The organism is Thioclava sp. ISO4 (assembly GCF_058105145.1).
Map to the genome: position 1 here is coordinate 3,576,636 of NZ_CM176571.1, position 14,904 is coordinate 3,591,539.

Here is a 14,904-nt window from a genome sequence, read left to right on the forward strand (position 1 = left end):
CCCGAGCCGTCGGGGCGATCGGCGATCTGTGGACCGAGGGAGGAATTTCCATGCTGATCGGAGCGGTCGCCGACGATATTACCGGCGCCACTGACCTGTGCCTGATGCTGTCACGCAGCGGGTTGAAGACGCGGCAGGTCATCGGCCTGCCGGGGCCGCAAATGGACCTGTCGGGGGCCGATGCGGTGGTGGTCGCGCTGAAGTCGCGCACCATTCCGGCAGCCGAAGCGGTCGAGATGTCGCTGCAGGCCGCGAAGGCCCTGCGCGCAGCCGGGGCGCAACGCCTGATGTTCAAGTATTGCTCGACCTTCGACTCCACCGACGAAGGCAATATCGGGCCCGTCACCGAGGCCCTGATGGAGTTCACCGGCGCGACGCTGACCATCGCCTGCCCCGCCTTCCCGGCGACCGGGCGCACGGTCTACAAGGGGCACCTTTTCGTGGGCGACCGCCTGCTGTCGGAAAGCCCGCTGAAAGATCACCCGCTCACCCCGATGCGCGACCCCGATCTGGTGCGGGTTCTGGGGCGGCAAACGGCGCTGAAAGTGGGCTCGATCGACGTCACGACGATCCGGCAGGGAGAGGCCGCGCTGCGCGAGGCGCTCGAGGCCGCACGTGCCGCAGGCACCCGCATCGTCGTCACCGACACGATCGACGAATCGGATCTGATGACGCTTGGCGCGGCCTGCGCGGAAATGCCGCTGATCACCGGCGGCTCGGGTATCGGTCTGGGTCTGGCTGCAGCACTTCGCGATCAGAGCGACGCGCATAGCGCGCCGGATCGGATGCCAGCCCCGGAGGGCCGCTGCGCGATCCTCGCGGGCTCCTGCTCGGTCGCGACCCGTGGCCAGATCGCCGCAGCGCAAGCGGCGGGCCTGCCGAGCCTCGCGCTCGACGTGGACGCGCTGACCGAAGGCAGACAGAGCGCGGATGAGATCGCCGACTGGGCCATCGCACAACCCGCCGACAGCACGCCCCTGATCTATTCCAGCGCCGATCCCGCGCAGCTCAGCAAAATCCAGTCCCGTCTGGGCCGTGACGCCTCCGGCGCGCTGGTCGAAGACACGCTGGCTGCGGTCGCCGAACGCCTGTGCGACGCCGGGTTCACCCGGATGCTGATCGCGGGCGGCGAGACGTCGGGCGCGGTGACGACGGCGCTCGGTGTGCGCCTGCTCGACATCGGCCCCGAGATCGACCCCGGCGTGCCGTGGACGATGAGCCTGTCCGGCCCGCGCCTCGCGCTCGCGCTCAAATCGGGCAATTTCGGCGCCGAGGATTTCTTCCTCAAGGCGTGGTACCTGCTGGAACCGGAGGCCGAACATGTCTGACGAAACGCGCCTGCGCGACCAGATCTGCACCATCGGGCGCTCGCTCTTCGACCGCGGCCTGACCGCCGGGTCTTCGGGCAATATCTCGGCGCGGCTGCCCGATGGCGGTTGGTTGATGACGCCCACCAACGCCTCGCTCGGCACGCTCGACCCGGCCCGGATCTCGCTCTTCGACCGGGACGGAAATTTCGTCTCCGGCGACAAGCCGACCAAGGAATCCTTCCTGCATTTCGCGATGTATGAAGAGCGTCAGGAGGCGGGCGCGGTAATCCACCTTCACTCGACGCATTCGACGGCCGTCTCGATCCTGCGCGACATCGACCCCGAGGACGTGCTGCCGCCGCTGACCGCCTATCACGTGATGCGCGTGGGCAAGCTGCCGCTGGTCCCCTATTACGCGCCGGGCGATCCCGAACTGGCCGAAGCCGTGCGCTCGCTGGCCAGCGCGCATCACTCGGTGCTGCTCGCCAATCACGGCCCCGTCGTCGCAGGCACCAGCCTGTCGAACGCGCAATACGCCGCCGAAGAGCTGGAGGAGACCTCCAAGCTGTTCCTCGCGCTGCAAGGCCACGCGATCCGCCCGCTCACCCAGTCGCAGGTCGCGGACCTGCGCAAGCGCTTCAATCTCTGACCCGATTTTCACGACCTACCGACCCAAGCGGAGTACCCAATGACTAAGACCCAGGAAACCATCGGCTTCATCGGCACCGGCCTGATGGGCCACGGCATGGCCAAGAACATCGTCGAGAAAGGCTATCCGCTGACCGTGATCGCCCACCGCAACCGCAAGCCGATCGAGGACCTGGTCTCGCGCGGGGCGACCGAGGCATCGTCCTATGAAGACCTCGCCGCCCGTTCGTCGATCATCTTCCTGTGCCTCACCGGCGCGCCCGAGGCCGCCGAGGCGGTCGCGAAACTGACGCCGGGCCTGAAAGAGGGCAGCGTGATCGTGGATTGCTCCACCGGCGAGCCGACCGTGACGATGAAGCTCGCACAGGACATGGAGGCGATCGGCGTCGCCTATGCCGATGCGCCGCTCAGCCGCACCCCGAAAGAGGCATGGGAAGGCACGCTCGATTGCATGGTCGGCGCCGATGAAGAACTGTTCGCGCGCATCGAACCGGTCATCGACACCTGGGCGGGCAAGATCGTGCGCGTGGGCAGCCTGGGCGACGGCCACCGCATGAAGCTTCTCAACAACTTCATCTCGCTGGGCTATGCCGCGCTTTATTCCGAAGCCCTCGCGCTGTCGCGCAAGGTCGGCATTCCGATCGAGCAGTTCGACAAGGTGATCCGGGGCGGCCGGATGGATTGCGGCTTCTACCAGACCTTCATGGGCTACGCGCTCGAAGGCAACCGCGAGGCGCACAAGTTCACGCTCGCCAATGCCTACAAGGATCTCCGCTACGTCGAGACGATGGCCAATGCCGCCACCGTCGCGACCCCGCTCGCCAGCACCGCCAAGAACGCCTTCGCGATGGCGATGGCGACCGGTGGCGACGGCTCTGAAGATTACGTGCCGCATCTCGCGGATTTCGTAGCACGCGCGAACGGGCTCGACTGAGCCCACGCACCTCCCCGACGCGAAGATACAGCCCGGCCAGCAATGGTCGGGCTGTATAATTCAAACCAGACGGGCGCGGTCACGCAACGAGGCCGAGCGCCTCGTCGCTCGCGGTGCCCGCATACTTGTCGCGCGGCGGCCACGGCCGGTCTTTCCAATGCGGCGTGAAGACGAAGCTGGAAACCGACCGGCCCTCGACGAGCGCACCGTTCCCCGCGCCGAGCGCGTAGTCATAGTAAAGTTTGACGATCTCTTCCCGGCTTACCTGCTCCGTCGCCTCGTGGGACATGCAGGCTTCCCGCCAGGCGCTGACCCGGTCATAGTCGGACCCCTCGGGCAGCCGGAAATCCTCGTAATAGTCGAGGAACCAGAATCGTTTGAACATCGGCGTGAATACCGCCTCGGCGAGCCCGAACTCATCGAACAGGTAGGGGCCCTCGGGGCTATGTTCGAGCAGGAACCCGTTGATGTCGCGATAAAGGGACAGAAGCTTCTCGGCCCATTCGCCGCGCCGGCCCCGATCCTGGTTCAGGACGAACTGATACCCGGTCATCGTGAACGGCCCCTCACGCGCAACCAGCATCGATTCGATCGCATGCTCAAGCGGGTCCGTCCTGCGAAGCGAAGGGCCGTCGACCACCTCGTCGAGGTAGCGCAGAATGACGAGGCTCTCCTTGATGATCTGGCCATCCGGCGTCTCGAGCACGGGAAGCGCGGTGGTGCCGCGAGTCTTGGCGAGCAGCTCCGGGTCGCGCGGCTTGGTGATGTCGACGACCCGGAACTCGACCTCATCTCGGCGGCCGCGAAGGGCAAGTAGAATCTCGAGCCGCTGCGAAAACGGACAGACGGGAATATGATAAACGATATGGCGTGCTGTCATGGGCCAACTCCAACGGTGACGGGAAAGGCGGCGGGCGCGGCGATGAGCGCAGGCTTTGATGCCACTCCGATAATATGGGCTATCACGACAAGCCCGAGCAAGCCGCCGTTGTTCCATGAAGCAAGGTCGGAGTTTATTCTTTGCGATTGCTTTGACGATCAGTAGCAGCCCCACCGCCCCGGTGAGGGCCTTGGCGATTGAGCGCTCATCACGGGCGGTTTCACCGATCCGATCAACGGCTGGGCCGATACGCTGTCGACCTCGGGCGAGCACATGATCGCCGCCTATCTCCATCGCAACGCGGCCCGCGCGGCGATCGGATCACCTCAACGCGTCTTAGCGCGTGAAAACGGCGCCGTTTGGCGGCGCATGTCGGTCATCCAAGGGGAGGAGGAGGCGGTGACCTCAGGGAGGAGGAGAGAGGCCACCGCCAATTTCCGAGGCTCAGGGAGGAGGAGAGAGCCTCAGGAACTGTTGCAACGATGTGTTCGCTGCGTTGAAATCTTTTTCGCACAAATGCTGCGCCGCAGAAACAGCTTATTCGACATAGCCGCGCTGCGCTTTCCGCATAGCTGGCGGTGGATCACGATCCGTGTTGCGGGGCGCTGACCTCGGCAGACAGGCCCGGAGCAAGCCGTTTGGCCTGCGGCTGATCGGGGTCGATCGCGATCCGTACCGGCACGCGCTGCGCGATCTTGGTGAAATTGCCCGTCGCATTCGACCCCGACAGCAGGCTGAACTGCCCTGCCGTCGCGGGCGAGAAGCGCTCGATATGGCCTTTGAATTGCGTCTTGCCCAGCGCGTCGACGGTGAAAGTCACTGGCTCGCCCATCTGCAGCCCCGCAAGCTGGGTCTCCTTGTAATTCGCGATCAACCAGAGATCGGAGGGCACGAGCGAGACCAGCGTACTCCCGGCACTGACGAATTTGCCGACTCGCGCCGAGACTTGGCCCAGCCGCCCATCCTCGGGCGCACGGATCACCGCATGATCAAGCGCCACCTGCGCCGCATCCAGCGCGGCCTGCGCTGCATCGGTTTTCGCGGCGAGCGAGCGTTTGTTCAATTCCGCCGTCTGAACCGCTTGCTCGGCCACGTCGATCGCGCTTTGCGCTTCCTGCACGCCTGCCTTCGCCTGATCGAGCGTAAGCTGCGCCTGATCGGCATCCGATTGCGAGACATAGCTTTTCTTCGTCAGCTTCGACGCCCGGTCGCGCGCGGTCTGCGCCGTGGCCTGCGCCGCTTTCGCCGAGGCGAGCGAAGCCTGTTTCGCCTCCAGCGTCGCCTTCGCCGAATTCACCGCCTGTGCCCCATTCGACTGCGCGGCCTTGGCCGTCTCGAGCGCGGCCTGCGCCTGCTCCACCGCCGCTTTCAGCGCGCGATCATCGAGACGCACCAGCACATCGCCCTTCTTGACCTCCTCGAAATCACTGACCGGGACCGCCGTGACCTCAGCCGCGACCTGCGCGGAGATCGGCGTGACCTTGCCCTGCAGATAGGCATTGTCGGTCCAGGCCACGTCAGAGCGGAACGGCGGCAGGCGCCATGCGTAGAGCACGGTCGCGACACCGGCGAGCGCGATGAGAAGGATCAGGGCAGAAGCGATATAGCGACGGGTCTGGGACATCGGATCAACTCGTGGAAACAGGGGTGGAGGGCGTGAGGCGCAGGTGCGGGAGAGGCCAGCTTTGGCGCAGGGCGACATGGGCGATCAGCCCGGCCAAAGCCGCCAGCGCGAGCCAGAACACCGCGCGGAACGCGTCGTCATAGGCGAGGATGGCCGCCTGCTGCCGCACCGTGGCGGCAACCGAGGACAGCGCAGCGCCAGCGCGCGCGCCCGCATCCGCAGTCTGGCTGCCAAGCGATGCGGCACTCTGCGCGAGCGTCTGGCTCAGCATCGGATTGTCGGGCGAGATCTGCGGCGAAAGCTGCGCCATATGAAAGGCGGTGCGGTCGACCACCAGCGAGCGGAACAGCCCCGACCCGATGACCCCACCGATGGATTGCGTGGCTAGAAACAGCACGACGAAGCTCAGCAGGTAATGCGGGCCCTTCGCGAAAGCGGCTCCCAACCCTTTCGCCATCGCAGGCGGCAGGAACAGGATCCCCGCGAAGCCGATCATCGCCTGGCTGAGATACATCTGCTCGGGCCGGGTGAGCGCAGTCGATTGCGAATCTATCCACGCCCCGGCCGCGATCAGAACCAGCGCGATGCCGTGGAACAGCGGCGCACGCGCCCCGCTATTGGTCAGCATCAGCACGCCCGTCGCGGCCAGCATCGACAACGCGATGATCCCGAACAGCAGCTGCTCTTGCCCGGGCTGCAGCCCCATCGTGCGCAGGAAACCGACCGCGCCCGCGTTCTGCTCGGCCAGCAAAATGCGGAAGACCAGCAGCGTGCCGGCCAGATGCAGGATCGGCGGGCTCAGCAGCCAGTGAAAATCGATCAGCGGATTGGGCCGCTGCATCTCGATCAGCACCGCGCCCGCGACCATCACGATCGCCGCCGCGAGCGCCGCGCCCAGCCACTCGGCCTGCGTCCAGTAATCGAGCGCACCGAACATGAAGACACTGGTGAACGCGCCGAAACCAACCGCGAGCAGCGTGAAGGAGACGAAATCAAGCGGCTTGAGCACCTTTTGCAGCGGGCGTGGCGTCAGGGGCAGCGCAAAGATCAGCGCGAGCGCCACCAGCGCCATGCCCATCTGGAACAGGCTCACCGCGTGCCAGCTGGCATTCGCGGTGAGGTCTGGCAGCAGCACTCGCGCCAGAGGCCGGCCCAGCATGATCATCGTCAAGACGCCGGGAATCGCGATCTTCATGCGCTGCGCGGCGGGCACGGCCTCGAGCATGTAGAGAAAGCCCAAGCTCGACAGCGGGGCCGCGGCGCAACCGCTCAGGAAGGCCACGATGACCGCGGAATGCAGATCGTCGACCCAGAGGTTGAGCACCATCGCCAGCACGAAGCAAACGATCCCGACCTCGGCGAAGCGGCGCAGGCCGAACTGGTCGCGGATGCGGATCAGCATCAGCGGCATCGAGGCGCGCGGCGCCATGAAGGCCGCCATGACCCAATAGGTGTGGTTCGTGGTGGCGTGCAGATCGCCCGCAAGCTGCGGCAGATTGGCCGAGACGAAGCCGGTGGCCAGCGATTGCGACAGCGCGACGAAGACGGCGGCGCTGGCATAGACGAGCCGCTTGGGCGTGGAATGGTCAGGCTCCGCAGGCGCGGCGGGCTGGGGCGCGGCCTCGGTCTCGGCGGTCTCTGCCTCTGCGGCCGCGTTTTGCGCGACCTCAGCCTCTTTGACCGGAGCCGCCGCGGGCCGCACGCACTCGCGCGGCGCCGGGTCGCGCGGCGATACCGGTCCGGCGGCCGTCGGACGCGCGTCCGGGCCGTTGATGTCGCGAATCTGGGAGTTCATTGGCCGCGCATCCTTTCGAGATTGGCCTGCATCCGCTCCATCGTCTTGCGGGCGCGGGCGACCTCGTCGGCGTCGATACCGTCGTAAAGCTTCGCGCGCAGCGCCTCGACGAAGGTCTCGATCTCGGAGGCATTTGCGCGGGCATGTTCGGTGAGGAAAATCTGGCGGACGCGTTTGTCGTCGGGATCGGCGCGGCGCTCCACGAAACCGAGCTTCTCCAGCCCGTCGAGGGTCCGGTTCAGCGTCGGCGTTTCGATCGCCAGTGTCTCGGCCAGTTGAGTTTGCTTCAGACCCTCGTCGCGCGAGATCGCCAGTATCGCCTGCGCACGCGCGAAGGTCAGGCCCATATCCCGTGCCTGCGCATCGAACATCGCGCGCACCGACCGCGCCGTCAGCATCATCGTGCGCGTCAACTCGGCACGGTCGCGGCGGGCGGCTTCGGTGGGCGCGGATGTAGTGGCGGCTCGGTCGGACATGGGGGCCTCGGGAATAAAGTTAGCCTGCTAACGTTTTTGTCCCATCCCACATATCTTCTGGGTCGCGAGGATCAACAGAGGCAGCCCGCACAGGGGGCCGTGCGAAATTGCGAAGGGCCCCGGATCGCGCCGTGCATTCAGCGCGAGCGCTCAGGCGGCGAGCAAGGTCACAAGACCGAGACCTGCGCCCACCAGCATGACCAGCGACAGCGTCACCGTCGCGATCACACGCGGCCCGGCGGCCGCCACCGCCCGCGCATCGACGCCAAGCCCCAGCGCCGCCATCGCGATCACCGTCAGGATGGACGCCCCCTGCCCCATCGGCGCAAGCGCAACCTCCGGCAGCGCCCCGGCAGAGCGCAGCACGATCATCCCGAGAAACCCGAGAATGAAGAGCGGCGGCATCAGCCCGCGCCGCACGCGCCCCTCCGGCGCGGCAGAGCGCCCGTCCGCTGGCAGATGCGGCGCGAGAAGCGACAGAACCACCGTAATCGGCCCCAGCATCAGGACGCGCACCAGCTTCACCAGCGTGCCGAGCTGAATAGCCGCGGCCCCCATCGGCGCTGCGGCCGCCAGAACCTGCGGCACCGCGTAGACCGTGATCCCCGACAGGATGCCATAGCCATGCACGCTCATCCCCGCCACATGGCCGACCACCGGCAGCAGCAGAACCACCGCGACGCCCAGCACGGCGGTGAACGCGATGGCGGCACTGACATCGTCGCTATCGGCGTCGATCACCGGGGCGACGGCGGCGATGGCGGAATTGCCGCAGATGCCGTTGCCGCAAGCGATCAGCAGCGCCATGCGGGCCGGCAGGCGCAGGGCCCGCCCCAGCAGGTAGGCCGCGGGCACCATCAGCGCGACCACCGCGACGATGCCGCCCAAAAGGCCCGGCCCGACCGACAGAAGCGTCTGAGCGCTCACCGAAGCGCCAAGCAAGACGATCGCGATCTCCAGCACCGACTTGGCCGCGAAACGGATGCCGGCATCGAAGCGCGCAGGCGGTGTCCAGAGGGAGCGCACCACCGCACCGATGAGGATCGCAAGCACCAGCGGCTCCAGCCATTCCGCCCCGAACAGCGCGCGCTCCGCCGCGCCCCCCAAGGTTGCGAGCGCACCGACAGCGGCGCTTAGCGCAAGCCCCGGCGCGAAGGCGCGAAGCGCAAGCCGCGGGCGGGAAAGGCTGCAGGCAAGGGTCGAATGGTGCGGCACGGTGGCCTCCTCTAGGTCTGGTCTTGTCCTGTATTTGCCCGTGCCAATTCATTCTTCAAACGAAATGTTTTTGTCGATATAATCGACTTTGTCGATCAATCGAGCCGGAGACACGCATGACCCCCGAACAACTCCGCGTATTCGTCGCGGTGGCGGAAGAGCAGCACATGACCCGCGCCGCGGCCAGGCTGAACATGACGCAATCGACGGCCTCCGCCGCCATTGCGGCACTCGAAGCGCGTCATGAGATCAAGCTGTTCGACCGGATCGGGCGGGGGATTTCGCTGACCGAGGAAGGTCGTGCCTTTCTGCCCGAGGCGCGCGCGGTGCTGGCACGGTTTGCCGAGGCCGAGGCGATGCTTGCCGAGACCCGCGGCCTCGAACGCGGGCATATCCGCCTGATCGCAAGCCAGACCATCGCGGGCTACTGGCTGCCGCCCTACCTCGCCGCTTTCCGACAAGCCCGCCCGGGGATCGAGGTGACGCTGGAGATCGGCAACACGCAGGAAGCGGCAGAGCGTCTGCGCGCGGGCCTGCACGATCTCGCGCTCGTCGAGGGTGATGTCGAGGATGCGAAGCTGGAGCGGGTCCAGATCGGGGCGGATCGGCTGATGCTGGTCAGCGCCGCCCCGCCCCCCGTCAAGCTGGATGCGCGCGCGCTGAGCAAGGCGAGCTGGGTGCTGCGCGAACCGGGCTCTGGCACGCGCTCTACCGCGGAAGCGGCCCTTGCCGATCTTGGCGTCGCGCCGCACGCGCTCTCGAAGGCGCTGGTCCTGCCCTCAAACGAGGCGGTGCTGAGCGCGGTCGAGGCAGGGGCCGGGATCACCATTCTCTCGGCCCATGTCGTCGCGCGGTCACTTAGCCTTGGAACGGTCCGGGACTGGGATTTGCATCTCGCGCCGCGGCCCTTCTATGCGCTGCGTCACCGCGACCACCATGTCAGCCACGCCACGCGCGACCTGCTGGCACGGATCGATCAGTCCCAGCTGGACGACATCACTCAGACGGAATGAACCATTTCGCGAGCTTCGACTCGATCTCCGAGGGAAGCGCGGGTTTCGGGCAGACCGCCGCGCCGGGATACCGCTCGCGCAGCTGCGAAGCCTCGGCATGGCCGGAATGGAACAGGAGCGGCACGCCCGCCTCGTGGAGCCGATCGGCCAGTTCGTAGACCTCACCGTCGGCCAGCATCACGTCGAGGATCGCAGCGCCCGGCAGACGCTCGCGGACCAGATCCAGCCCCGCGCGCACCGTGGCGCAGGGGCCCCAGACCTCCATCCCGAGATCCTCGAGCATGAACTGTAGATCAAGCGCGACGACGGCTTCATCTTCCACAAGGAGCACCTCGCTCGGTGCTTTCTTAGTCAGCGTCGCCATCGATTTCATGCGCGAAGATAATCCTGTTGCAACGGCTTTCCGGTGTCTGACGCGTGTCGACCCGCGCCGAAATCTGGCTGGCGGAAATATCGACCAACGTCGAGCCGAAGCCCTGTTTGTTCGTGTCGAGCTGTAACGCTTCACGGTACCGCTCGTTCCACGACAGTATCACGGTGTCGTCGCTTTCCTTCGACCATGTGATCTCAAGATCACCCTCCCGTTGCCCCAAAACCCCATATTTCGCGGCATTCGTGCTCCATTCGTGGAAAATAAGTGCCAGCGCGGTCAGGTGATGAGTCGGAACATCGACCTCCGGCCCGTCGATCAGGAAATTCGACGGGTCGTCATAAGGGGCCAGAGTCGTCTCGATAACCTCGCGCAGCGGGATCGCCGCGCCAGAGGTTCGGGTGCGGGCCAGATCATGCGAGCGCGCAAGCGCGTTGATCCTCTGCCCCACATCTTCGACCAGCTCGCGCGGGCTGGCTGCCGTACGTCCTGCGATGCGCAGCATGCCCGAGACGATGGAGAACAGGTTCTTCACCCGGTGGTTCATCTCGCGCAGCATCAACTCGCGCATCTGCGCCGCCTCTTCGTCGGCGGTGATATCGACGCTGAGACCCAGCAGGCGGTGCCCCTTACCTTCCCCCATCATCCGGCCGGTCGCGCGCAGATGCCGCTTCGTGCCGGAGGGAAGGTCGAGCTCGTAGTCGACTTCCAGTTCGGACCCAGCCTCGCGGGCCTCGCGCACCGCCTGTTCGACACGGGCACGGTCATGTTCCGCGATGCGTTCGAAGAACCGCTCGATCGGATAGGTGCCGGCCGCTTCGAGTTCGAAGAACGCCGCCACGGCCTCGTCGACCTCGACCTCTCCGTTCGGCTCGATAATAGACCAGATCCCGATCTGCGCGATTTCCAGTGCGAGTTGCAACCGCTCGCCCTTCTGCGTCAGTTCGGTCTCGAGGCGCAGCGCCTCGGTGATGTCGGTGAAGACAAGCGTCGCACCTTCCACGTCGCCGCGCGAATTCAAATACGGCGTCGCGGAGAGCGACCAAACCTTGTTGAGTTCGCTCGATTTGACCCGGCGCGGTCGCGGCAACTCGCCCTCGAGGATCGCATCGATCAATTCGATCATCACCTCGGGCGCGTCGAGCAGGTTCTGAATGTCGTCGAGCGGACGCCCCCGGTCACTGCCGCGCAGCCGGATCATCTCGCTCGCGCCATCGGTGAAGTTGCGCAGGCGCAGCTTGCGATCAACCGTCACCAGCGCATGCAGCTTGGAATCGAAGATGTTGCGCAGATCGGCATTCGCGGTCGAAAGCTCCTCGACCTTGGTCTTGAGTTCGTCATTGACCGTCGCGAGCTCTTCATTCGTCGATTGCAACTCCTCGTTCATCGACATCATTTCCTCGTTCGAGGATTTCAGCTCTTCGTTGGCGGTCTCCAGCTCTTCGACCGTCGTGCGCAGTCGGTTGCGGGTCGCGCGCAACTCGGCTTCCAGAACCTGCACATGGCTTTCCGACGGCGCGATCTCGTCGAAATCATATTCGTCCAGCGCTTCGAACGGGCCACGGTCGCGGAAGACGATCAGCAGCGTATCGTCGGAGAGCGGATCGGCCAGCACATCGACATGCTGCCGCCCGGTTTCCGAGATCACCTCGACGTCGCGCACGATCTTGCGCGTGCCAAGCTCCGCCGACTCGCGGATCACCGCAGAGAGCGCCTCGCGCAGGCCCGCGCGTGCGAGCGATTGCGCATAGCCCTGCCCGGTCTCGGACGGGTCGATCTCAAGATACTTGCCCAAGCGCCCTGTCGCGGCGAGGATCGCCCCATCGCGATCGACGTTCAGCGTCGCGGGCGCATAGAGATCGAGGATACGATTACTGGCCAAGGTCGTGTTCCAGTCTTTGGTTCTTCTATCGGTCGTCTTAGGTCGGATTGGCGCAAGGCGCGCATGAGGGTCGGAGCGCATCGGCAGTTCGGTCGGATAAGGAGACCGGGGCCCTATGCTGCGGAAGATGCGCATCGCGCCGTCTATGGGATCGAAAAGCTCCTCATGCCGCCCGATCGTCTCGGATGGACCGAGGAAGAGCACCCCGCCCGGATTGAGCGCATAGTGGAAGATCGGCAGCGCCCGTGCCTGCAACTTCTCGCCGAAATAGATCAGCAGGTTGCGGCAGGACACAAGGTCGAGCCGCGAGAATGGCGGGTCCTTGATCAGCGAATGCGGCGAGAAGCGCACCCGGTCGCGCAGCGCGGCGGTGATCTGGAAATTGCCCTCGCGCCCAATCGTATAGAAGTCGCGATACACCTCTGGCAGATCGAGCAGGACCGAGACCGGATAGCGCCCCTCGCGCGCGATCGCGAGCATCCGCTCGTCGATATCGGTGGCGAAGATCTGGAAATCGATCTCCTTGCCGCTCGCATGGATCGCCCGGTCGATGAGCATCGCCAGCGTGTAGGCTTCCTCGCCGCTCGAACAGCCCGGCACCCAGATGCGCAGCGCGCCGCCATCTTCGGCCTTCTCGACCATCGGCTTGATCGCCGTCTCGTTCAGCGCCTCGAAATGCGCGCTGTCCCGGAAGAAGCGGGTGACGTTGATCAGAAGGTCGCCCAACAGCGCCAGAGGCTCGTCTTCCTCGCGTTCGAGACGTTCGAGATATTCGCGCGGGTGCAGAATGCCCACGACCTGCATCCGGCGCTGGATCCGACGCTCGAGGGTCGAGCGCTTGTATTGCGAAAAGTCATGCCCCGTCAGACGGTTCAGCGCCGCGCAGATCTCATCCAGCGTTCCGGAAACCGGCGGCGCAGTGTTCACCTGATCCGGATCGACATTGCGGAACTCGGTGATCCGCGCAATCACGTCGGAAGGCGCGCTGACCACGTCGACCATCCCGGTCGCGACAGCCGAATTCGGCATGGAATCGTAACGCGCCGTGGCATCCTGCGCGATGCAGAAGCCGCCATGTTCTTTCACCGCCCGCAGCCCGACAGAGCCATCCGTGCCGGTGCCCGACAGGATGACGCAGACCGAGCGGCGCCCGAGGTCCTGGCCCAGCGATACGAAGAAGTCGTCGATCGGACGGCGCAGACCGCGTGGCTGGGCGAATTCCGAAAGCTTCAGACGCCCGTTTTCGACCTCCAGCCCGTAGCCCGGCGGGATCGTGTAGACATGCCCGGCCTCCAGCTTCGCGCCATCTTCGGCCTGAAGCACTTCGAGCGAGGTCGACCGGCCGAGCAATTCCGCCAGAAGCGACTCGTGGTTCGGATCGAGATGCTGAACGACGACATAGGCACTGGGGTCGTCCACCCGCGCAGGCTCCAGCAGATCGCGAAGCGCTTCCAGCCCACCAGCGGAGGCGCCGATGCCGACAACGTATAGATCCTCGGGGGCGCTCACCGTGTCGCCCGCCGATCCGCGCAGCGCGCGACCAAAAGGGCGCGGCGAGCGCGCCCTTCTCTATGCATCTCTGCGTTTTTCATCCGCAGATCGGTGTCACTAGCCTCAGGGCCCCGCAATAACATTTGACATAGTACTGAACACATAAACGTGGCCGCAGCCATTCTTAGCCCTCGCGGTAGATAATCGTGGCCATTGTGGAGAGGCTCTCCGACAGCACCTTGGCAGAGCCGATCATCGCGAGACCGAATCCGCGCGACATCGCGGCGAGATCGTCGGCATTGCGCAGCAGGCTCTCGTCATGCGCGGCGATATCGACCTTCACGTTCTGACGTTCCGCCGCGGAGGTCAGGTCAAACTGCGACCCGAGAAACAAGCGCGTCTCTCCATTGGGGTCGCGCAGACGCGTCATGAAGACGAAATTCTGGAAGGTCTCGCCATTCGCGCGGCTGTTGGTGACGCGGAAACGGCCGGCGGAAATGTCCTCGTCATCGATGAATTCCCGCATCGCAGCGCGTTCTTCCTCGGTCGCGGCACCCGCCTGCAGGAAACGGCAGTTCTGCCCCAGCACCTCATTAGCGGAATAGCCGGTCAGATTGAGAAACGCCTGATTCACGTAGACAAGCGGCACATCCTCACGATCGGCCGCGGCAATGGTCAACGCAACATTCGACTTGTCGCAATAGCTGACCAGCGTCTCCGGCAGCTCGTAATCAGTGTAAACAGGCATGAAGCCTCCGCTGCGTTTAAGAAAACAAGATTGATCATTGCACGGAAAAGTCCAGCGCGCGCGGCGAAATACCACCGATTGACGTATCTGAAGGGAGGGGATGGTACCGCCTCCCCGGCTTGAACGGGGGACCTCTGGATCCACAATCCAGCGCTCTAACCAACTGAGCTAAGGCGGCACTGGCGCGGGATTTAGACCCCTCGCGCGCGAAATGCAAGTGTCCGATGACGAGAAATTCGCACCAAGTCTTGCCTGCGCACGTCGCGGGGGTTAGGTGCATTTTCCATCCAACCTCTCAGGAGTTTTCGATGAGCATCGACAAGGAAAGCGACATCTCCGCGAATCTTCAAATCGGCCCGACCTCGCTCGGGATGGTGCGGATCTATGTCGAGGGCGAAGGCGTCGAGCTGCCGCTCGATTTCGATCCCGACGAGGCGATGGAAATCGCCGAAGAACTGCAGGCCGCCGCCGAAGCCGCGCGCGAAATGAGCAAGGGCGGCAAGGACAAGAAGCGCTGA

The 14,904-nt window shown here is 65.1% G+C and carries 14 protein-coding genes and 1 tRNA gene; 6 read left to right on the plus strand and 9 right to left on the minus strand.

What is annotated here, in order from left to right:
• Positions 1-50 precede the first annotated feature (50 nt).
• From otnK to AC2TZ7_RS17480, 3 genes are read left to right on the plus strand one after another with little or no spacing between them, the layout of a single operon-like run.
• Positions 51-1,328 carry a 3-oxo-tetronate kinase gene (gene otnK / locus AC2TZ7_RS17470; RefSeq protein WP_489865174.1) on the plus strand — a complete coding sequence of 426 codons (1,278 nt, stop codon included), beginning with the start codon at positions 51-53 and terminating at the stop codon, positions 1,326-1,328.
• A complete protein-coding gene (otnC, locus tag AC2TZ7_RS17475; RefSeq protein WP_489865175.1) occupies positions 1,321-1,959 on the plus strand; it encodes a 3-oxo-tetronate 4-phosphate decarboxylase in 639 nt (212 codons plus the stop codon). Before otnK ends, otnC begins: the two co-directional genes overlap by 8 nt.
• 39 nt (positions 1,960-1,998) lie before the next feature.
• Positions 1,999-2,892, plus strand: coding sequence for an NAD(P)-dependent oxidoreductase (locus AC2TZ7_RS17480; protein WP_098411734.1), 894 nt, complete (start codon positions 1,999-2,001; stop codon positions 2,890-2,892).
• A 79-nt stretch (positions 2,893-2,971) separates the two neighbouring features.
• Here AC2TZ7_RS17480 and AC2TZ7_RS17485 read toward each other — a convergent pair whose 3' ends face one another.
• Complete coding sequence (locus AC2TZ7_RS17485) at positions 2,972-3,772, minus strand: glutathione S-transferase family protein (protein WP_489865176.1); 801 nt, start codon at positions 3,770-3,772, stop codon at positions 2,972-2,974.
• A 273-nt stretch (positions 3,773-4,045) separates the two neighbouring features.
• Between AC2TZ7_RS17485 and AC2TZ7_RS17490 the strand changes: the two genes are divergently transcribed.
• Positions 4,046-4,381 carry a hypothetical protein gene (locus AC2TZ7_RS17490; protein WP_489865177.1) on the plus strand — a complete coding sequence of 112 codons (336 nt, stop codon included), beginning with the start codon at positions 4,046-4,048 and terminating at the stop codon, positions 4,379-4,381.
• On the opposite strand, the gene AC2TZ7_RS17495 is transcribed toward AC2TZ7_RS17490, so the two are convergent.
• From AC2TZ7_RS17495 to AC2TZ7_RS17510, 4 genes are all read right to left on the minus strand, one after another.
• Positions 4,356-5,396 (minus strand): HlyD family secretion protein, encoded by a 1,041-nt coding sequence (locus AC2TZ7_RS17495; RefSeq protein WP_489865178.1) that lies wholly within the window; start codon positions 5,394-5,396, stop codon positions 4,356-4,358. The two genes, AC2TZ7_RS17490 and AC2TZ7_RS17495, sit on opposite strands and share 26 nt — an antisense overlap.
• A 4-nt stretch (positions 5,397-5,400) precedes the next feature.
• Complete coding sequence (locus AC2TZ7_RS17500; protein WP_489865179.1) at positions 5,401-7,191, minus strand: efflux MFS transporter permease; 1,791 nt, start codon at positions 7,189-7,191, stop codon at positions 5,401-5,403.
• A complete protein-coding gene (locus tag AC2TZ7_RS17505; RefSeq protein ID WP_489865180.1) occupies positions 7,188-7,667 on the minus strand; it encodes a MarR family winged helix-turn-helix transcriptional regulator in 480 nt (159 codons plus the stop codon). Before AC2TZ7_RS17505 ends, AC2TZ7_RS17500 begins: the two co-directional genes overlap by 4 nt.
• A 150-nt stretch (positions 7,668-7,817) precedes the next feature.
• Positions 7,818-8,882, minus strand: a complete 1,065-nt coding sequence (locus AC2TZ7_RS17510; protein WP_489865181.1) for a YeiH family protein — start codon at positions 8,880-8,882, stop codon at positions 7,818-7,820.
• Positions 8,883-8,998: 116 nt separating this feature from the next.
• On the opposite strand from AC2TZ7_RS17510, the gene AC2TZ7_RS17515 reads away from it, so the two are divergent.
• Positions 8,999-9,895 carry a LysR substrate-binding domain-containing protein gene (locus tag AC2TZ7_RS17515; RefSeq protein WP_489865182.1) on the plus strand — a complete coding sequence of 299 codons (897 nt, stop codon included), beginning with the start codon at positions 8,999-9,001 and terminating at the stop codon, positions 9,893-9,895.
• On the opposite strand, the gene AC2TZ7_RS17520 is transcribed toward AC2TZ7_RS17515, so the two are convergent.
• The 4 genes from AC2TZ7_RS17520 to AC2TZ7_RS17535 all read right to left on the minus strand — a co-directional run bounded on the left by AC2TZ7_RS17520 (position 9,879) and on the right by AC2TZ7_RS17535 (position 14,564).
• The gene (locus tag AC2TZ7_RS17520; RefSeq protein WP_489865183.1) at positions 9,879-10,268 is read right to left on the minus strand and encodes a response regulator; all 390 of its coding nucleotides are present in this window, start codon (positions 10,266-10,268) and stop codon (positions 9,879-9,881) included. The two genes, AC2TZ7_RS17515 and AC2TZ7_RS17520, sit on opposite strands and share 17 nt — an antisense overlap.
• The gene (locus AC2TZ7_RS17525; RefSeq protein WP_489865184.1) at positions 10,243-13,656 is read right to left on the minus strand and encodes a CheR family methyltransferase; all 3,414 of its coding nucleotides are present in this window, start codon (positions 13,654-13,656) and stop codon (positions 10,243-10,245) included. Before AC2TZ7_RS17525 ends, AC2TZ7_RS17520 begins: the two co-directional genes overlap by 26 nt.
• A gap of 166 nt (positions 13,657-13,822) precedes the next feature.
• Positions 13,823-14,386 (minus strand): PAS domain-containing protein, encoded by a 564-nt coding sequence (locus AC2TZ7_RS17530; RefSeq protein WP_489865185.1) that lies wholly within the window; start codon positions 14,384-14,386, stop codon positions 13,823-13,825.
• 101 nt (positions 14,387-14,487) lie between these two features.
• A tRNA-His gene (locus tag AC2TZ7_RS17535) sits at positions 14,488-14,564 on the minus strand.
• A 130-nt stretch (positions 14,565-14,694) separates the two neighbouring features.
• Between AC2TZ7_RS17535 and AC2TZ7_RS17540 the strand changes: the two genes are divergently transcribed.
• A complete protein-coding gene (locus tag AC2TZ7_RS17540) occupies positions 14,695-14,904 on the plus strand; it encodes a DUF6324 family protein (protein WP_489865186.1) in 210 nt (69 codons plus the stop codon).

Coding starts and splice junctions, on each gene's coding strand:
- AC2TZ7_RS17515 (WP_489865182.1), top strand. CDS start 8,999: ATGACCCCCGAACAACTCCGCGTATTCGTCGCGGTGGCGGAAGAGCAG.
- AC2TZ7_RS17500 (WP_489865179.1), bottom strand. CDS start 7,191: ATGAACTCCCAGATTCGCGACATCAACGGCCCGGACGCGCGTCCGACG.
- AC2TZ7_RS17530 (WP_489865185.1), bottom strand. CDS start 14,386: ATGCCTGTTTACACTGATTACGAGCTGCCGGAGACGCTGGTCAGCTAT.
- otnK (WP_489865174.1), top strand. CDS start 51: ATGCTGATCGGAGCGGTCGCCGACGATATTACCGGCGCCACTGACCTG.
- AC2TZ7_RS17495 (WP_489865178.1), bottom strand. CDS start 5,396: ATGTCCCAGACCCGTCGCTATATCGCTTCTGCCCTGATCCTTCTCATC.
- AC2TZ7_RS17485 (WP_489865176.1), bottom strand. CDS start 3,772: ATGACAGCACGCCATATCGTTTATCATATTCCCGTCTGTCCGTTTTCG.
- AC2TZ7_RS17540 (WP_489865186.1), top strand. CDS start 14,695: ATGAGCATCGACAAGGAAAGCGACATCTCCGCGAATCTTCAAATCGGC.
- otnC (WP_489865175.1), top strand. CDS start 1,321: ATGTCTGACGAAACGCGCCTGCGCGACCAGATCTGCACCATCGGGCGC.
- AC2TZ7_RS17490 (WP_489865177.1), top strand. CDS start 4,046: ATGATCGCCGCCTATCTCCATCGCAACGCGGCCCGCGCGGCGATCGGA.
- AC2TZ7_RS17505 (WP_489865180.1), bottom strand. CDS start 7,667: ATGTCCGACCGAGCCGCCACTACATCCGCGCCCACCGAAGCCGCCCGC.
- AC2TZ7_RS17520 (WP_489865183.1), bottom strand. CDS start 10,268: ATGAAATCGATGGCGACGCTGACTAAGAAAGCACCGAGCGAGGTGCTC.
- AC2TZ7_RS17480 (WP_098411734.1), top strand. CDS start 1,999: ATGACTAAGACCCAGGAAACCATCGGCTTCATCGGCACCGGCCTGATG.